Origin of the sequence: Pantoea sp. SO10 (assembly GCF_005281435.1) — a bacterium.
GTDB classification, from domain to species: domain Bacteria; phylum Pseudomonadota; class Gammaproteobacteria; order Enterobacterales; family Enterobacteriaceae; genus Pantoea; species Pantoea leporis.
The window spans coordinates 3,604,534-3,622,106 of sequence record NZ_CP040095.1 but is presented as its reverse complement, the minus strand read 5'-3'; the positions used below and the strand labels follow the sequence as shown (position 1 = coordinate 3,622,106).

At 52.4% G+C, this 17,573-nt stretch carries 17 protein-coding genes and 1 riboswitch; of the genes, 10 read left to right on the top strand and 7 right to left on the bottom strand.

Going from position 1 to position 17,573, the window contains the following annotated elements; translation table 11 throughout:
• Nucleotides 1–52: 52 nt before the first annotated feature.
• Nucleotides 53–1,477: a bifunctional D-glycero-beta-D-manno-heptose-7-phosphate kinase/D-glycero-beta-D-manno-heptose 1-phosphate adenylyltransferase HldE gene (gene hldE / locus FCN45_RS16655; protein WP_137386555.1), complete on the top strand. Its 1,425-nt coding sequence runs from the start codon at nt 53–55 to the stop codon at nt 1,475–1,477.
• A gap of 37 nt (nt 1,478–1,514) precedes the next feature.
• Here hldE and FCN45_RS16650 read toward each other — a convergent pair whose 3' ends face one another.
• Nucleotides 1,515–1,820 carry an accessory factor UbiK family protein gene (locus FCN45_RS16650; protein ID WP_110867312.1) on the bottom strand — a complete coding sequence of 102 codons (306 nt, stop codon included), beginning with the start codon at nt 1,818–1,820 and terminating at the stop codon, nt 1,515–1,517.
• A gap of 171 nt (nt 1,821–1,991) precedes the next feature.
• A riboswitch (FMN riboswitch) is annotated at nt 1,992–2,141 on the top strand.
• A gap of 104 nt (nt 2,142–2,245) precedes the next feature.
• Here FCN45_RS16650 and ribB point away from each other — a divergent pair.
• Nucleotides 2,246–2,902, top strand: coding sequence for a 3,4-dihydroxy-2-butanone-4-phosphate synthase (ribB, locus tag FCN45_RS16645; protein ID WP_008103416.1), 657 nt, complete (start codon nt 2,246–2,248; stop codon nt 2,900–2,902).
• 59 nt (nt 2,903–2,961) lie between these two features.
• Here ribB and FCN45_RS16640 read toward each other — a convergent pair whose 3' ends face one another.
• The gene (locus FCN45_RS16640) at nt 2,962–3,345 is read right to left on the bottom strand and encodes a cell wall hydrolase (protein ID WP_110867311.1); all 384 of its coding nucleotides are present in this window, start codon (nt 3,343–3,345) and stop codon (nt 2,962–2,964) included.
• Between the two features lie 273 nt (nt 3,346–3,618).
• On the opposite strand from FCN45_RS16640, the gene ygiD reads away from it, so the two are divergent.
• A complete protein-coding gene (gene ygiD, locus FCN45_RS16635; protein WP_137386554.1) occupies nt 3,619–4,404 on the top strand; it encodes a 4,5-DOPA dioxygenase extradiol in 786 nt (261 codons plus the stop codon).
• Between the two features lie 38 nt (nt 4,405–4,442).
• Here the strand turns inward: ygiD and FCN45_RS16630 are convergent, their stop codons facing one another.
• The 4 genes from FCN45_RS16630 to FCN45_RS16615 form a co-directional block, all read right to left on the bottom strand.
• Nucleotides 4,443–5,606 (bottom strand): glutathionylspermidine synthase family protein, encoded by a 1,164-nt coding sequence (locus tag FCN45_RS16630; RefSeq protein ID WP_137386553.1) that lies wholly within the window; start codon nt 5,604–5,606, stop codon nt 4,443–4,445.
• A gap of 8 nt (nt 5,607–5,614) precedes the next feature.
• Nucleotides 5,615–6,289 carry a DUF1190 family protein gene (locus FCN45_RS16625; RefSeq protein WP_061720467.1) on the bottom strand — a complete coding sequence of 225 codons (675 nt, stop codon included), beginning with the start codon at nt 6,287–6,289 and terminating at the stop codon, nt 5,615–5,617.
• A 140-nt stretch (nt 6,290–6,429) separates the two neighbouring features.
• Nucleotides 6,430–7,902 (bottom strand): outer membrane channel protein TolC, encoded by a 1,473-nt coding sequence (gene tolC / locus FCN45_RS16620; protein ID WP_137386552.1) that lies wholly within the window; start codon nt 7,900–7,902, stop codon nt 6,430–6,432.
• Nucleotides 7,899–8,090: a hypothetical protein gene (locus FCN45_RS16615; protein ID WP_225614418.1), complete on the bottom strand. Its 192-nt coding sequence runs from the start codon at nt 8,088–8,090 to the stop codon at nt 7,899–7,901. The genes tolC and FCN45_RS16615 overlap by 4 nt, the downstream gene beginning before the upstream one ends.
• Before the next feature lie 25 nt (nt 8,091–8,115).
• Here FCN45_RS16615 and nudF point away from each other — a divergent pair, with 25 nt between their 5' ends.
• The 5 genes from nudF to parE are packed head-to-tail and all read left to right on the top strand — an operon-like array spanning nt 8,116 to nt 12,572.
• Nucleotides 8,116–8,751, top strand: coding sequence for an ADP-ribose diphosphatase (gene nudF, locus FCN45_RS16610; protein WP_101762996.1), 636 nt, complete (start codon nt 8,116–8,118; stop codon nt 8,749–8,751).
• Complete coding sequence (locus FCN45_RS16605) at nt 8,748–9,173, top strand: DUF1249 family protein (protein ID WP_008103400.1); 426 nt, start codon at nt 8,748–8,750, stop codon at nt 9,171–9,173. The genes nudF and FCN45_RS16605 overlap by 4 nt, the downstream gene beginning before the upstream one ends.
• Before the next feature lie 44 nt (nt 9,174–9,217).
• Nucleotides 9,218–10,045 carry a 3',5'-cyclic-AMP phosphodiesterase gene (gene cpdA / locus FCN45_RS16600; RefSeq protein ID WP_101762997.1) on the top strand — a complete coding sequence of 276 codons (828 nt, stop codon included), beginning with the start codon at nt 9,218–9,220 and terminating at the stop codon, nt 10,043–10,045.
• 3 nt (nt 10,046–10,048) lie between these two features.
• Nucleotides 10,049–10,630: an esterase YqiA gene (gene yqiA / locus FCN45_RS16595; RefSeq protein WP_137386551.1), complete on the top strand. Its 582-nt coding sequence runs from the start codon at nt 10,049–10,051 to the stop codon at nt 10,628–10,630.
• A 46-nt stretch (nt 10,631–10,676) separates the two neighbouring features.
• On the top strand, nt 10,677–12,572 hold the full coding sequence (parE, locus tag FCN45_RS16590) for a DNA topoisomerase IV subunit B (protein ID WP_137386550.1): 1,896 nt from the start codon (nt 10,677–10,679) through the stop codon (nt 12,570–12,572).
• A 29-nt stretch (nt 12,573–12,601) separates the two neighbouring features.
• Here parE and FCN45_RS16585 read toward each other — a convergent pair whose 3' ends face one another.
• Complete coding sequence (locus tag FCN45_RS16585; RefSeq protein ID WP_246862541.1) at nt 12,602–14,020, bottom strand: tetratricopeptide repeat protein; 1,419 nt, start codon at nt 14,018–14,020, stop codon at nt 12,602–12,604.
• Between the two features lie 149 nt (nt 14,021–14,169).
• On the opposite strand from FCN45_RS16585, the gene FCN45_RS16580 reads away from it, so the two are divergent.
• Both FCN45_RS16580 and FCN45_RS16575 read left to right on the top strand, forming a co-directional pair.
• Nucleotides 14,170–15,069 carry a LysR substrate-binding domain-containing protein gene (locus tag FCN45_RS16580; RefSeq protein WP_101763001.1) on the top strand — a complete coding sequence of 300 codons (900 nt, stop codon included), beginning with the start codon at nt 14,170–14,172 and terminating at the stop codon, nt 15,067–15,069.
• A 266-nt stretch (nt 15,070–15,335) separates the two neighbouring features.
• A complete protein-coding gene (locus tag FCN45_RS16575; RefSeq protein ID WP_137386548.1) occupies nt 15,336–17,528 on the top strand; it encodes an Ig-like domain-containing protein in 2,193 nt (730 codons plus the stop codon).
• Nucleotides 17,529–17,573 lie beyond the last annotated feature (45 nt).

Here is a 17,573-nt window from a genome sequence, read left to right as displayed (position 1 = left end):
GGCTTATGTGGTAATATCCCGCGCATTATTTTGACCGTGTTGGAGTCTCTGAATGAAAGTAACACTGCCCACTTTTGGCAAGGCCACTGTGCTGGTCGTCGGCGATGTGATGTTAGATCGCTATTGGTATGGCCCAACCAGCCGTATTTCCCCGGAAGCGCCGGTGCCGGTGGTGAAAGTGGATACCATTGAAGAGCGTCCAGGCGGCGCGGCAAACGTCGCCATGAACATTGCTGCGCTCGGTGCAGCATCACGGCTGATTGGCTTGACCGGCGCCGATGATGCCGCGCGCGTGTTAAGCGAAACCCTGCAAAAGGTCAACGTCAACTGTGATTTTGTGGCGGTACAAAGCCATCCAACCATCACCAAATTGCGCGTGCTTTCGCGCAATCAACAGCTGATTCGCCTCGATTTCGAAGAGGGTTTTGAGCAGATTGATCCGCAGCCGATTCACGATCGTATGCGTCAATCGCTGACGCAAGCGGGTGCGCTGGTGCTGTCTGACTACGCCAAAGGCGCGCTGAACAGCGTGCAGACCATGATTCAATTAGCGCGTGAAGCTAAAGTGCCGGTACTGATTGATCCTAAAGGCACGGATTTTGAACGTTATCGCGGTGCAACGCTGCTGACGCCGAATTTGTCTGAATTCGAAGCGGTTGTGGGTAAATGCAAAAGCGTGGAAGAGATTGTCAGTCGTGGCATGCAGTTAATCGCTGATTATGAGCTTTCCGCGCTGCTGGTAACCCGTTCTGAAAACGGAATGACGCTGCTGCAGCCGGGCAAAGCGCCGCTGCATCTGCCTACGCAGGCGCAGGAAGTGTATGACGTGACCGGTGCGGGCGATACGGTGATTGGCGTGCTAGCCGCGGTGCTGGCGGCTGGCGACAGCCTGGAAGAAGCCTGCTTCCTGGCGAATGCTGCGGCTGGCGTCGTCGTCGGGAAGCTCGGTACTTCCACTGTCAGCACTGTTGAGCTGGAAAATGCCATTCACGCCCGTCCGGAAACGGGATTTGGTGTGATGACCGAAGCGGAGCTGAAAGCCGCTGTTGCGCTGGCGCGTCAGCGTGGTGAGAAAGTGGTAATGACCAACGGCGTGTTTGACATTCTGCACGCTGGCCATGTTTCTTATCTGGCGAATGCGCGCAAGCTGGGCGATCGCCTGATTGTGGCCGTTAATAGTGATGCCTCGACGAAGCGTCTGAAAGGCGAAACGCGTCCGGTCAATCCGCAAGAAAACCGTATGATTGTGCTGGGTGCGCTGGAAGCGGTGGATTGGGTGGTGCTGTTTGAAGAGGATACGCCACAGCGTCTGATTGCGGGAGTGCTGCCAGATCTGCTGGTAAAAGGCGGCGACTACAAGCCGGAAGATATCGCGGGTAGCAAAGAAGTGTGGGCAAACGGTGGTGACGTGCGCGTATTAAACTTCGAAGATGGCATCTCAACCAGCAACATCATCAAAACGATTCGCAGTCATTAAGTGTGAATGGGCGGGAGGAAAACTCCCGCCCATTAGCTTACTGCGGAGTATCGATTTTCCCAGCGGGATCTGGCGTGACGATCGCCGGCGCGGGTGCCGCTGGACTTTCACTTTCTAACTTCGCCAGGCGCTGTTCCAGCGCAGCTAATTTCTCGCGCGTGCGCAGCAGTACCTGCGTCTGCACATCAAACTCTTCACGATTAACCAGGTCCATGCGCGTCAACTGCGCCTGCAATACCTGACGGATTTTCTTTTCGACATCATCGCCAAAATCGCGAATCCCTTTCGGCATCGCTTCATGTACCTGGCGAGCCAGTTGTTCAATTTTTTTCGTGTCGATCATGATTATTTCCTGGTTACGGTGGCCGATAGCTGCGCGTGTTCGGACTCAATAGCTATTAAGTGTAATGCCTGAAACGAAAAGGTTAAACCTGAAATCCGCAACGCAGGAAATGCAAAAGCATTTGCACTTTTGTCGATTGCCCGACCAGATGATTGGCGTTATAGTTTGTTCGCTTATTCTCAGGGCGGGGCGAAATTCCCCACCGGCGGTAAATCAGCTCTCGCTGAAAGCCCGCGAGCGCTCTCACAGCAATGTGAGAGGTCAGCAGATCCGGTGTAATTCCGGAGCCGACGGTTAGAGTCCGGATGGGAGAGGGTAACGACATCAGCCGGGCTTTGCCCGCGTCACGTTTTTGCCATGTGTTTTGTACGCACTCCTAAGCACGCCCTGGTTCTGGTAACTCATATTTTATAAGGTTTTTTACCATGAATCAGACGCTTCTTTCTGAATTTGGCACGCCTGAACAGCGTGTAGAGCGCGCCATTGATGCGCTGCGCAACGGCCGCGGTGTAATGGTGCTCGACGATGAAAATCGTGAAAACGAAGGTGACATGATCTTCCCGGCAGAAACCATGACCGTTGAACAGATGGCATTAACCATCCGTCACGGCAGCGGTATTGTGTGCCTCTGCATCACCGAAGAGCGCCGTCAGCAGCTTGAGCTGCCAATGATGGTGGAAACTAACACCAGCGCTTACGGCACCGGTTTCACGGTGACAATTGAAGCTGCAAGCGGTGTGACCACCGGCGTTTCTGCTGCCGATCGCATCACCACGATTCGCGCTGCGGTGGCTGATGGCGCGAAGCCTTCAGACCTTAACCGTCCGGGCCATGTGTTTCCGCTGCGTGCGCGTGAAGGCGGCGTTCTGTCGCGTGGTGGACACACCGAAGCGACTATCGATCTGGTGACGCTGGCAGGATTCAAACCTGCGGGCGTATTGTGCGAATTGACCAATGATGATGGCAGCATGGCGCACGCGCCAGAAGCGATCGTGTTTGCAAAGCAACACGATATGCCGGTCGTCACCATTGAAGATTTGGTGGCATATCGCCGTCAGCGAGAAACGCGTCACGCCAGTTAACTGAATTAATACAGAAGAAAGAGGCCGGATAGATATCTATCTGGCCTCTTTTTTTTGTTTTAACGATTGGCATAAAACACGTGATTGCCAATTACTACTGTACGCTGAAAGGTATGACGCCAGGCCGGTTTAGCATGATGTGCATGGAAAAAGGTCGCGCCTTTCGTTACGTCCTGTAATTCCCCTTCAACAATCTTCTGTGCCAGCTTTCTGGCGCGTTGCCAGCTTTTATCTTCATGTGGTGGATAACGATAAGGATGCTTTTTGAGAGACGTCCAGGAGAACTGCTTAGGTGCATACACCACAGGACAGATCTCTTTGACATCCCAATTGGCCCGGTTCATGGTCACCGTACCAACGGCTATTTGTCCTTTAATCGGTTCGCCACGCGCTTCATGGTAGATATTCATCGCCAGGCACAATATTGCTCCCTGAATTAACATAAATTCCAACTCATCTTTCTAAAACCGAGTGGAGTTTAAGAAGTAGATTGATTGGATGTAACAAGACTGGTCTCGCTCGGTCTTAGGTGCGGGCTATATCACTGATATCTAAAAGGCTCGCGTGCAATATTAAGACCTAACCTGTGTCGAATTTATTCGCCCTATATCATTCAAATTCTCTGACAGAGACCATCATACTTATCAGCGTTAATCCCCCAGCGAAAGCGCGTATCGTAGCGGTTAACAAAGCGACACTTCGTCAAAGGATTAATCATGAGCACTACACGCATGCCTGCGCTGTTCCTTGGTCACGGCAGCCCGATGAACGTACTGGAAGATAATCGTTATACCCAAACCTGGCAGCAATTGGGCGCAACCTTGTCGCGTCCACGTGCGATTCTCGCGGTTTCGGCGCACTGGTACACACGCGGCACGGCGGTGACGGCGATGAATAATCCGTGCACAATCCATGATTTTGGTGGTTTCCCGCAGGCGCTATTTGATGTGCGCTATCCCGCGCCGGGATCGCCAGAACTGGCTCAGCAAGTGATGAATTTACTGGCTCCGATCGCCGTTCATGCCGATCAGGAGTGGGGTTTTGATCATGGTTCCTGGGGTGTGCTGGCAAAAATGTATCCCGATGCCGACATCCCAGTGGTGCAACTGAGTATCGACGGCACTAAACCTGCTGAATGGCACTACGCATTGGGGCAAAAGCTGGCGTCATTACGAGATGAGGATGTGATGATCGTGGCCAGCGGTAACGTGGTGCACAATCTGCGTATGCTGCGCTGGCAAGGCGCAGAAACTGCGTATCCGTGGGCGGAGAGCTTTAATCAGTTTGTACGTGAGAATCTGGATTTCCACGGTGAGGCAGCAGATCACCCATTGGTGAACTTTATGCAGCATCCGGATGCAAAGCTTTCGAACCCAACGCCTGAACACTATCTACCGCTGCTCTATATTCTTGGCGCACGTGCCGCTGATGAAGCGATCAGCATTCCTGTGGAAGGGATGGAGTTGGGCGCGATCAGCATGATGTCAGTGCAGATTGGCTAATGCGCAAGGCCGCCCGAAGAGTGCGGGCGGCACAGCCTTTACTCAACAAAGGTATGCGGATAGAAGCGCGACAGATCCTGCGTGATCAAGGCACGATCTTCGCGTAAGCCGATGCCCGCAGGTTGATCGTCAATTAGCCAACTGCCGATCAAGGTATAGCTATCACCGAATTTCGGTAGCTGATAGAACTGCTGGATAATCATGCCTTCTTCGCCATACGGACCATCGGCGCGGGCGATCTCCTGACCGTTTTCAATGATACGAATATTGGCACCTTCGCGTGAAAACAGCGGTTTCACCACGTACTTATCCATCGGCGGCGCGTTCTTATCATCGGCAAAGTAAGCGGGCAGCAAATTGGGATGATTAGGGAACATTTCCCACAGCAGCGGTAACAACGCTTTATTGGAAATGATGCTTTTCCAGGCCGGCTCCAGCCAACGCACGCCCGCATCCGCCAGCTTGGTAGAGAACACTTCGCGCAGCATGAATTCCCACGGATAGAGCTTAAACAGATTGCTGATGACCTGATCGTTTACGTCGGTAAACTGGCCTCTTTCACCCAATCCAATCTCGTCTATATAGAGAAACTCGCTCGGCAAGCCGGCTTCAGTTGCGCAGTCCTGCAGATATTGCACCGTGGCGCGATCTTCCTCGGTATCACGGCAGCAGGAGAAGTGCAGCCAGTTGAAACCGAACTGCTGATGCAGCGTGGCGAAGCGCTCAATCAGCTTCTCTTGCAGGCTGTTGAACTGGTCGCTGCCCTGCGGCAGATTGCCCGCTTTGACCTGGTCTTCTAGCCAAATCCACTGAAAGAAGGCGGCTTCATACAGCGAGGTTGGTGTATCCGCGTTGTTTTCCAGCAGCTTAGCGTCACCTTTGCCATCCCATGCCAGATCGAGGCGCGAATAGAGCGAAGGCTGGCGCAACTTCCAGGAATCACGCACAAAGTCCCAGGTGTGCTTAGGAATACAGAAACGGGTGAGCAGCTCGTCACTGTTCACCACTTTTTCCACCGCCTGCAAACACATCTGGTGCAATTCGGCGGTGGTATCCTCAAGCTGTTCAACCTGCGCTAGCGTGAATTGGTAGTACGCATCTTCACACCAGTAAGGTTCGCCATACATGGTGTGAAACTGGAAACCATACTCCGCGGCTTTTTCACGCCAGTCTGGACGTTCGGGGATTGCAATACGTTGCATGCTGCGGCTTAGCCTCCCAGCGAGCGGCTGCCGGTGCCAGAAGCACTGCTGCGCTGCATGGTGTTTTGTTTTGCCACGCTGTCACCAAAGCCGCCACGCGTAATGGTGGAAGTGGTCGCGGGTTTCGGCGCCATTGCTGTTTTCGGCACGTTGATGGTGCGGCCCGATGTGGCATTACCGTAGTTTTTACCCGCAGCATCAACAAATTTACCGTTTGCCGGGCTGTTCGGATTTTTTGGCGAGAACAGGGGCTGCTGGGCAAACCCTGCACCGCCGCTCATCATACGTCCCATCATGTAACCGGCCATCAACGGCATCCAGAAGCTACCGCTTTGCTGAGCTTCAGCATTGTTTGCGGTGGTGCCCACACCCGCTTGTGCAGGCGTTTGCTGGCATTGGTTTTCACCAAACTCAGCCACACAATCTTCGCGTGTAGCGTATTTTGGCGCGGTACGTTCGGCTTCTTTCTGTGCGTTGTTATACGCAGTGGTACATTGCGCGCTCTGGCCTGGATTGGCTTTGGCGCAATCATCCGCGTTTTGATAGAGCGACACCGTTTCGTCACTCTGCTCGCAGCCTGCCAGCATAAACACTGCGCTAACGGCAAAGGCGACTGGCGTTAAGTGGCGTGCCTGCCAGCTTTTACGAAAAGCGGCATGGCGAATATTTTTCGTCCGTTTCATTATTTTCATCCTGTGCCCAAAGGTGGGGTAAGGATAGGGGATGAGCGGTGGAAAATGAAGCGCGAAGCCAGATGGGGAAAGGATCTTTACGTAGCTATACGATTGAATGCGAAAGGGGCCGCATACGGCCCCCTGGGGAATTAATTACCGAATGGATTTCCGCTGCTGTGTGCGGCAGCTGGACGGGCTTGTGCGGCAGTTGAAGGCGATGAAGCTTTCGGACCGTTATCCACACGCGCGGCCTGCTGGTTATTCTCCGGCGCCACCACTTCAGGAGTCGTGGTGATCTCTTTGCCCAGCGTGCTGTTCAGCTGCTGCAGATCCTGCTCGTTCAGCGTACCCAGCGCATATTTGATATTCAGCTGGTTGATCAGATAGCTATAACGCGCATCAGAAAGCTGCTGTTTAGCATTGAACAGCGTGGTGGTCGCATCCAGCACATCAACGATGGTACGCGTACCGACCTGATACCCGGCTTCCATCGCATCCAGTGAGCTTTGTGCAGAGACAACGGCCTGCTTATAAGCATCAATGCTGCTGATAGAGGCATTCACGTTATTGAATGATGAACGTACCGTCTGAACCGCACTACGATGCGCGCCTTCCAGCTGTTCGCTGGCCGCGACATAGTTGTACTGCGCTTGTTTCACCTGCGAGGTGACCGAGCCGCCGCTGTAAAGTGGCATGGTGAAGCTCAAGCCAACCTGGTTAGAACCGGTGATGGAATCGGTGCTGCCAGCGCTCTGATTGGCGCGACTGCCGCCATATTTGCTATTCGACATACCGGTTGAGGCGGTCAAATCCAGCGTCGGCATGTGGCCGGTTTCGGCTGAACGAATCTGTTCACGCGCCAGATCCTGGCTCAGACGCGCAGAGAGCAAGGTCAGGTTGCGGCTTTCCGCTTCTTTCAGCAGGCTGGCCACAGCATCTGGACGCGCGGTTTTGAAACGATCGATATTCAATGAAGCCAGCGACAGATAATCCATGCCGGTAATCTGACGCAGCGATTCCACCGCATTATCGAGGTTGTTACGTGCGGTCACTTCGTTAGCCAGCACGGTGTCATACTGTGCACGGGCGTTTTGCACGTCAGTAATCGCGACCAAACCCACGTTAAAGCGCTGCGTGGTTTGATCCAGTTCGCGGTAGATAGATTGTTTCTGTGCTTCGGTGTAAGAAAGCGTGTCGATTGCCTTTAACACGTTAAAATAGGCAGTCGCCGTGTTAAGAATCAGGTCTTGCTGAGCAACCTGATAGGTAACATCTTGAATACCAGCCTGTTTTTCCTGCAGCGACAGCGCACGCCATTTCGACATATCGAAAATAGTTTGAGTTAATTGCAGAGAGGCGCTGGTCGTGTTGGAATGAAGTCCGCTGCTGTCACGGTAGCCATTGTTATAAGTGTAATCTGCGCCCAAGCCTAACTGCGGCAATAAAGGACTACGCGCTTCATTGATTTTCTCAAATGCAGCGTCGCGGTTAGCGGCTGAAGATCGCAGATCGGGGTTGCTAAGGCGCGCCTGCTGATAGACCTGCAACAGGTTTTCTGCCTGGCTGGCAAGGCTGAATCCGCCCAGAGTCAGCCCAATAAAAAGTGGGAGCAGTTTTTTCATTTGCATTCCTTTTGTTGCAGCAAAATGCACTGGTAGTGCTGCAGGTAAGCCAAAAAAATAATCGCCGATTCTACAGAGGCGGCGTCAGAGATAAGTTGGCTGAACGTGCCTTCTTCCCCTAATTTACGTAAATAATTCAAAAAGAACCACTCGGACGGAGCGGTAGACTTGGCTTTTCTTTGCTCCATCCCAATCTGCATAAGGAATCAGACGATGGCGAGTGAAAAAAAATCCCCTGTGACTTTCACAAAAAACGATGTAGAAATTATTGCACGCGAAACGCGTTACGATGGTTTTTTTTCCATCGTCAGCTACCGTTTCCGCCACCGTCGTTTTAATGGCGAAATGAGTGGTGAAGTGGTGCGCGAAGTTTTTGAGCGCGGACACGCCGCCGTGCTGCTACCCTATGATCCCTTGCGTGATGAAGTGGTACTGATCGAACAGATCCGCATTCCCGCTTTTGATTCCAGCCCAACGCCCTGGCTGCTGGAAATGGTGGCTGGCATCATCGAACCTGGCGAAACACCAGAAGATGTCGCACGACGTGAGGCGGTAGAAGAGGCTGGCCTTAAGGTTGGCCGCGTCAAACCGATAGTGAATTACTTAGCCAGCCCCGGCGGAACGTCTGAACGTTTATCGGTGCTGGTGGGCGAAGTGGATGCCAGCCTGGCAGAGGGAAATCACGGGCTGGAGGAAGAGAATGAGGATATTCTTGTCCATGTGGTGAGCCGCGAACAAGCTTATCGCTGGGTGGAAGAGGGGATTATTGATAACGCGGCATCTGTCATCGCCTTGCAATGGCTGGCGTTGCACCATGAAAAACTACGACAAGAGTGGAAGCTAAAATGAAACAGCGCTATACCCCTGACTTTCCCGAAATGATGCGCCTGTGCGAAACCAATTTCGCCCAGCTGCGTCGCCTGCTGCCGCGCAATGACGAGGCAGGCGCATCGGTGATTTATCAGGTGAATGGCGCCAGCTATCAGCTCACCATCGAAGAATCGACGCGGTACACCACGCTGGTGGAAGTGCGTCAGGTGGCGCCCGCAGTGAGTTACTGGAGCCTGCCTTCTATGTCGGTGCGGCTCTACCATGATGCGATGGTCGCTGAAGTGTGTTCCACTAAACAGATCTACCGATTTAAAGCGCGCTATGATTATCCTAATAAAAAACTGCATCAGCGCGATGAAAAACATCAGATTAACCAGTTCCTTGCGGATTGGTTGCGTTACTGCTTAGCGCACGGCGCTGTGGCAGTACCGGTTTGCTGATAGCGTAAAAAACGCAACGATGGCGTGGAGATTAAGGAAACGCTTTGGATAGCCTGCTAACTCTTCCTGCGCAAGATGGGTCTGATATCAGGATTTTACAAATCACGGATACCCATCTTTTCGCCGGAAAACATCAATCGCTGCTTGGGGTAAATACCTGGTCGAGTTTTGATGCGGTACTGGATGCTATTGAAGTACAACAGCGCCAGTATGATCTGATTATCGCCACTGGCGATCTCGCTCAGGATCACACCGTCGAAGCTTACCAACACTTTGTAGCAGGCATTAATCGTCTGCCAAAACCTTGCGTCTGGTTGCCGGGAAATCACGATTTTCAGCCGGCAATGGTGGATACGCTGGCCGACGCGGGTATCAAATCTGACAAGCACGTTCTTTTGGGCGATCACTGGCAACTGGTGCTGCTGGATAGCCAGGTATTTGGAGTGCCACACGGCATGTTGAGCGAATACCAGCTGGAGTGGCTGCACACCGCACTTAGCAAGTACCCAGAACGCCACACTTTGGTACTACTGCATCATCACCCGCTGGCTTCCGGATGTACGTGGTTAGATCAGCACAGCTTGCGCAATCCGCATCAGCTGGAAGCGGTACTGCAGCACTTCCCACGCGCACGCAATCTGGTGTGCGGCCATATTCATCAGGAACTCGATCTCGACTGGCATGGTCGCCGTGTGATGGCTTCACCATCAACCTGCGTCCAGTTCAAACCGCATTGCACTAACTTCACCATTGATACGCTGGCGCCGGGCTGGCGTTGGTTTACCTTGCAGCCCGACGGCACGCTGCAGACCGAAGTGAACCGCCTGCAAAGTGACATGTTCCGCCCCGATCTTGATTCCGAGGGCTACTAAGCAATGGCGGCGCTGATCTATCTGCATGGCTTCAACAGTTCCCCGCAATCGGCGAAAGCCACGCAGCTGCAGCAGTGGCTCAACGAACAGCATCCGCATATTAATGTGATGGTGCCGCAACTACCGACGTTTCCGTCTGAAGCCGCCAGCATGCTGGAAGATCTGGTGATGCAATATGCCGGTGAACCGCTGGGATTGGTGGGATCTTCGCTGGGCGGCTATTTTGCTACCTGGCTGTCGCAGTGTTTTATGTTGCCAGCGGTGGTGGTTAATCCCGCCGTACGGCCGTTTGAGCTGTTAGTGGATTACCTCGGCGAAAACCGTAATCCCTACACCGGCCAGCAATATGTGTTAGAGTCTCGCCACATTTACGATCTGAAAGTAATGCAGATTGACCCTCTTGAAGCGCCCGATTTACTCTGGCTGCTGCAACAAACCGGCGATGAGATACTCGATTATCGCCAGGCGCTGGAGTATTACAGCGCATGCCGCCAGACGGTTGAAGAGGGCGGCAATCATGCCTATATCGGATTCGAACGCCATTTCGCACAGATCGTTGATTTTCTGGGATTAAACACCCAGTGACCTTGCGAGGTGGGGCCATTTTCCTATTGCTAATCAGACATTTACGATGAGCCAATCAAGCTATAATGCCGATGCCATTGAGGTCCTGACCGGCCTTGAACCGGTGCGTCGTCGTCCGGGGATGTACACCGATACCACGCGCCCGAACCACCTGGGCCAGGAGGTGATCGATAACAGCGTCGATGAGGCGCTGGCCGGTCACGCTAAACGCGTGGAAGTCATTCTTCATGCCGACCAGTCGCTGGAAGTTATTGATGATGGTCGTGGCATGCCAGTGGATATCCATCCGGAAGAAGGCGTGCCAGCGGTTGAGCTGATTCTTTGTCGCCTGCATGCGGGCGGCAAATTCTCCAACAAAAACTATCAGTTCTCAGGCGGCTTGCACGGCGTCGGGATCTCGGTGGTTAACGCCTTGTCGAAGCGCGTGGAAGTTACCGTGCGTCGTAACGGCGAAATCTACCAGATTGCCTTCGAAAATGGCGACAAGGTGCAGGATCTTACGGTTACCGGCACCGTCGGTAAACGCAATACCGGTACCAGCGTGCACTTCTGGCCAGATGAAAGCTTCTTTGATAGCCCGCGTTTCTCGGTTTCCCGTTTATCGCATCTGTTAAAAGCCAAAGCCGTGCTTTGTCCGGGCGTTGAAATTGTTTTTAAAGACAAGGTCAACGACACCGAACAAACCTGGATGTATCAGGATGGCCTGACCGATTACTTGTGTGAAGCGGTTGACGGCTTACCCACGCTGCCGGAAAAACCCTTTGTGGGCAGTTTTGCTGGCGATGTGGAAGCGGTGGATTGGGCGCTGCTATGGCTGCCGGAAGGCGGAGAGCTGCTAACAGAAAGCTACGTTAACCTGATCCCAACCATGCAAGGCGGTACGCACGTTAACGGCTTGCGTCAGGGCTTGCTGGATGCCATGCGCGAGTTTTGCGAATACCGCAATATTTTGCCGCGCGGCGTGAAGCTGTCGGCAGAAGATATCTGGGATCGCTGCGCGTACGTGCTGTCGGTGAAGATGCAGGATCCACAGTTTGCCGGGCAGACTAAAGAGCGCCTGTCGTCGCGTCAGTGTGCGGCATTCGTCTCAGCGGTGGTCAAAGATGCCTTCAGCCTGTGGCTGAATCAAAACGTGCAGGCGGCTGAAATGCTGGCCGAGCTGGCAATCTCCAGCGCGCAGCGCCGCATGCGCGCCGCGAAGAAAGTGGTGCGTAAAAAACTCACCAGCGGCCCGGCGCTGCCGGGCAAACTGGCTGACTGCACCGCACAAGATTTGAACAAAACCGAACTATTCCTCGTCGAAGGGGATTCTGCGGGCGGTTCCGCCAAGCAAGCGCGCGATCGTGATTATCAGGCGATCATGCCGCTGAAAGGTAAGATCCTCAATACCTGGGAAGTCTCTTCGGACGAAGTGCTGGCCTCACAGGAAGTGCATGATATTTCAGTGGCGATCGGTATCGATCCTGATAGCGAAGATCTGAGCCAACTGCGTTACGGCAAAATCTGTATCCTCGCGGATGCGGACTCCGATGGTCTGCACATTGCCACGCTGCTGTGCGCGCTGTTTGTGAAGCATTTCCGTACGTTGGTGCAACACGGCCATATGTACGTGGCGATGCCGCCGCTGTATCGCATCGATCTCGGCAAAGAAGTCTATTATGCCCTGGATGAAGATGAGAAAGAGGGCGTGCTGGACCAGTTGAAGCGCAAGAAAGGTAAGCCGAATGTGCAGCGTTTTAAGGGCTTGGGTGAAATGAACCCGCTGCAGCTGCGCGAAACCACGCTTGATCCGAATACGCGTCGTCTGGTGCAATTGACGATCAGCGATGAGGATGTCGATCAAACCCTACGCGTGATGGACATGCTGCTGGCGAAGAAACGCTCGGAAGACCGCCGCAACTGGCTTCAAGAGAAAGGCGATTTAGCCGACCTCGAAGTGTAAAAAAACAGGGACGCCGCGGCGTCCCTGTTTTATTGCTGCTGTAATGCCTGTTTAACCCGCGTAATAACCGTGCTCCACGCTTCATCCTGCCCGCGCCCAAACAATCTCATTTGCGGATACCACGGCGATTCATCGCGATTTTCCAACCAGCGCCAGTCTCGCGCCCAGGCGGGAAGTAATACCCAGCAAGGTATCCCCATCGCCCCTGCTAAGTGGATCACCGACGTATCTACACCAATCACCAAATCCAGTTGTGAAATGACCGCGGCGGTATCCTGATAATCAGTGAATTGGGCACCAAGCGGCTGTATGTGTGGAAAGTCAGCGATTTCCTCTTCACCTGCACCTTTTTGCAAGCTAATCCAGTTGATATCAGGCAGGTCAAATAAAGGTGCAAACTGTGAAAGGTGCGCAAGCGATCGTTGGCTATCATTCTTATGCCCGCTAGAGCCTTTCCATACGATACCAATTTTTTTCCCGTTCCCCTCAATCGGCCACCTCGCCTGTTGCTCTGCAGAGCTAAACAGATAGGGATGATGCGCGCTAAAGGGCTGTGTTGAGTTGAGGAAGTGCTGCGGTAAATCCAGTAGAGAGCACCAGTAATCTGCCGGTGGCAACGTGTGTTGTACATCTTCCCGTGTCAGATAATTATCGAGGTGCGGCAGCGTGACCATCAATGATTTTAAGGACTTGCTGCCCAGCATGATCACTTTTATCGCATGCTTTTCAGTTTTAACGCGTGTGAGATAACGACAGAATTGAATTTCGTCCCCCATGCCTTGCTCGGTCCTTACCAACAGCGTTTTACCGCGCAGATCCTCTCCTTGCCAGTAGCGAATAGGGAGTTTCGGTAAGGTAAAGAAGCGATCGGGATTATCGGACGCATAACGCGCCTGATAGTTAGACCAGCCAGCAGCGAAGTTGCCTTGTTGTAGCTGAACCATGCCGAGCGAATTTCGGCAACGTTGATCGGCGTTACGCACTTGCAATACTTGCTTCATCTGACTTTCTGCTTCTTTTAGCTGGCCCATGTGCGCTAGCAACGTACTAAAGCCATAGCGGGCTTCGGTATAATCAGGCTGGCTTTGCAGCGCCAATCGATACTGATCTAAAGCAAGGTGATAGCGCTGCTGTTTATGCAGCAAAATAGCGTAGTTATTGTGACAGGCGGCATAGCCCATATGTGATTGCAGCGCAGCCTGATAACAGGCTTCCGCCTCGCTCCAGCACCCGGCGTCATAATGGGTTAGGCCAAGACCGTTGAGTAATCCCGCATCTGTTGGCGCAAGTTTTAGCGCCCGCTGATAATAGCGCTGCGCCGTATCCAGATCGCCGTTGCGCCGTGCAAGCCGTGCGGCTTCATGAAGGAACCAGCCATCGTAGGGAGCAAGCGTCAGGTGTGCCCGAATCTTACGCCAGGCTTCTTCCTGTCGCCCTTGCTGCAGCAACTGGGTTACCGCTTGTTGCTGACGTAAATCGTTAGCCACCCGAGGTTTATGGCGCATTGTGATATCCTGCCGCTAATAAAGTGGCGTAATTTAAGCCAAAAGTTTCAGAAACCGCGCTAAGACAGGTCTCGATCTTTGAGGATGGGAATTTGAAAATAACACTGGAAGAGTTACGTGCCTGGGTTGCGGTGGTGGATACCGGATCAATCACATCAGCCGCGGAGCAGTTAGATCAAACCAGCTCTGGCGTAAGCCGTGCGCTTAGCCGGCTGGAAGGTAAGCTGCAAACCACCTTAATGCATCGCACCACGCGTCGCCTGGCATTGACCGAAGAGGGGCTGATTTTTCTCGATCATGCGCGGCAGATTCTGGCGTCGGTTGAACAGGCGGAAGAACTGATCGCGCAGCGCCGGGACATTCCTTCTGGACGCTTACGCGTCAATGCCAATACGCCATTTACCCTGCACGTCATTGTGCCGCTGGTGGCGGAGTTTCGTCAGCGCTACCCGCTGATTCAGCTGGAATTAAACACCGACGATATTGTGATCGATCTGCTGGAGCAGCAAACGGACATCGCCATTCGCATCGGCGAACTGCGCGATTCGACGCTGCGTGCGCGTGTGCTCGGAAGCAGCGCCATACGCCTGTTAGCCAGCCCAGATTATCTTGAAAAGTTTGGTGTACCGGAAAACGTTGATGCACTGGCGAACCATCAGCTGTTGGGGTTCAGTCAACTTGATGTACACAACGTCTGGCCGGTTTGGCAGCGCGAAGGCGAGTTCCTGCGTATCAAACCTACGCTGTCCGCCTCCAGTGGTGAAACATTGCGTCAACTGGCTTTAGCTGGGCAAGGTATCGTACGTTTATCCGATTTTGTCAGCCGTGAAGATCGCGAGAGTGGGCGTTTGGTACAGGTTTTGGCAACGGAAACCCGTGAACAGCGTTTACCCATCCACGCGGTCTATTATCGCAATCAATCCCTTACCTCGCGCATTACCTGTTTTCTGAGTTTTTTACGCGAAAAAATTCAGGAAAATCATCTGTTATAGTCTTGTTCCTGCTCAATAATTTACCCTTCATCTTCATATCTTTATTTATAAAAACGCTTTAATTCATATAGTTAATTAACTAATAACTTTTCTGTCAATGTTGGGAAATTTTTTCTTTCCTAACGGGACGTTTCTTATGTCTCGGAAATCTCTCTTTCCCGATTATGTCGCTCACTTTGAGCCCGCACAGGTGGGTTAAGCCAGGGAGATTGCTGCGTTTGTACGCAATCGCACAATCAAAATCTAATGTACGGAAGGGATTAAACATGAACGTTTCGCCCGTGAGTGTTGCGGTTATTGATAAAAAAACAATAACGAAAGCGGAAGCATTGCGTGTAGGTAAAGACGGTAAAGCTGCAAAAGTTCAGGCTATTACCAACGGCAAATATTTGCTGACCCAAGGTAATGACGGCGTTGCACCAGAAAACATTACCGTTAAGCGTGTCGGGAAAGATCTGCTGGTGATGCTGGAGGGATCCGACGCCAGCGAACCGGATCTGATTATCGAAGACTTTTTTGCTAAATCAGGTGCTTTAGTTGGTAAAGCTGAAGATGGCGCCATGCATGAATACGTCGCTACCGATGGTAATGCCGATCACGATGCTGCCGCATTGGCTGATGGCGAAACCACCGCATTAGCGCTTGGAGAGAGCACGGTTGATACCGATTCTGGTTTCATGCTGGCCTCGGGATTTGAATGGTCTCCGGCGTTGATCGCTTTAGGCGGATTGGCGGCTATCGCTGCGGCCGCCGGCCTGGGCTACGTGGCAGCCAAAGAGCAGTATCAGGATAAAAACGCTCACGGAAACGGTAGCAGCGATCAAAATGGTGGAGACAACGGGAAGGGCGGTGATGACGGCGGTAAAGGTGGCGGCGACAGCGGCGGCGGCAATGTAAACGTCCCTGTAGTTAACGGCCTGTATGACGACGTGGGCAGCATTACCGGATTGATCGCGAAAGGCGGCCGTACCGATGACACCACGCCGACACTGAACGGCACGGGCACCAAAGGGAATGTCATTGAAATTTGGGATGGCAGCACAAAAATTGGTGAAACCACGGTTGGTGAAAACGGCACATGGTCCTTTACACCCGGTAAAGCATTGGGCGCCGGTAGCCACAGCATCACCACACGTGAACGCAATGAAAGTGGCGTAGTAGGCGATTCAAGCGAGGCCTGGAGCTTCGTTATCGATCTGACCGCCCCTGCCAAGGGCACCATTGGTAGCATGGTGGATGACAGCGTAAATCCGCCGAAAGAGATCGTGAAAGATGGCATCACCAAAGACAACACGCCGACGCTGGCGGGTAAGGCCGAAGCGGGCGCTACCGTTGAAATCTGGAAAGATGGCCAGTTGCTGGGCACTGCCAAAGTAGACAGCGAGGGTAACTGGACCTACACCAGCCCGACGCTGTCAGAGGGTAAACATGATTTCAGCATCGTCGTCGTAGATGAAGTCGGGAATAAATCGCTGCCTTCCGAAGCCTGGATTATCGAGGTTGATACCGTAGCACCAGAAAATAAAGGCATTGGTGCCATCGCTGATGATGAAGGTAAGTTGATTGAAAATGGTGGCGAAACGCAAGACAGCACGCCAACCTTCTCTGGCGTCGGTGAAAAAGGCGACATCATTAAAATCATTGATAACGGCCAGGTTATCGGCAGCACCGTTGTCGATGACGAAGGAAAGTGGCAATTCACCCCAGAAAAAGCCATTGGTAATGGCGATCATGAATTCCAGATTATTGAAGTGGATCCAGCAGGTAATGAATCTGCGCCTTCAGAAAAAGTCATTATCGAAATTAACGATCCGAATAACCCTATTGATCCCGGCAAGGAAGTGATTCCGAATCCCGATGTACCGGTAACTGGCGCGGTTGACGACGTGTATCGTGATGAAATGTTGGATAACGGCGAAAAGTATTTCATCGGTAAACAGCCTATTGCTAACGGCGATGCGGTGAATGATTCAACGATTTTTGTGGGTGGAACCGGCAACGCGGGCGATATCGTTTATATCTGGCTCAGTGGGAGCAATAACCATTATTACCTCTCCTCTGTCGTAGATGAGAACGGGAAGTGGAGTATCGCCACGCCAGAGTTATCTGATGATGTTTACAAGATTGAAGCGGCATTTAAAAATGCTGAAGGCGTAGTAACAGCTAAAACCGAAGCTTTTGAAGTTGAGATCGATACGATTCCACCGGAACCCATCGATCCGGGCGATCTCTTCCCTGATTTACTCAGCCATGTTGAATTATCTGAGCTGCTCTCGGCAAACGGTGACACGTTATTCAATGAAGCGCAGGAAGAATCTGCATTACTCAATAATATTGATGAAAGCATTTTAAGTAATATGGTTTTCGATGCGGATATTAAGAGTTCTGCAGTGGACGGCGTGATGTCTCTCGATATTACAGCTTTGAAGGATTTAGATATTCATTATTTATCTGAATAATTATCACATCATTGCGATTAATAGAATAAAAACAGGCGTCGCCTG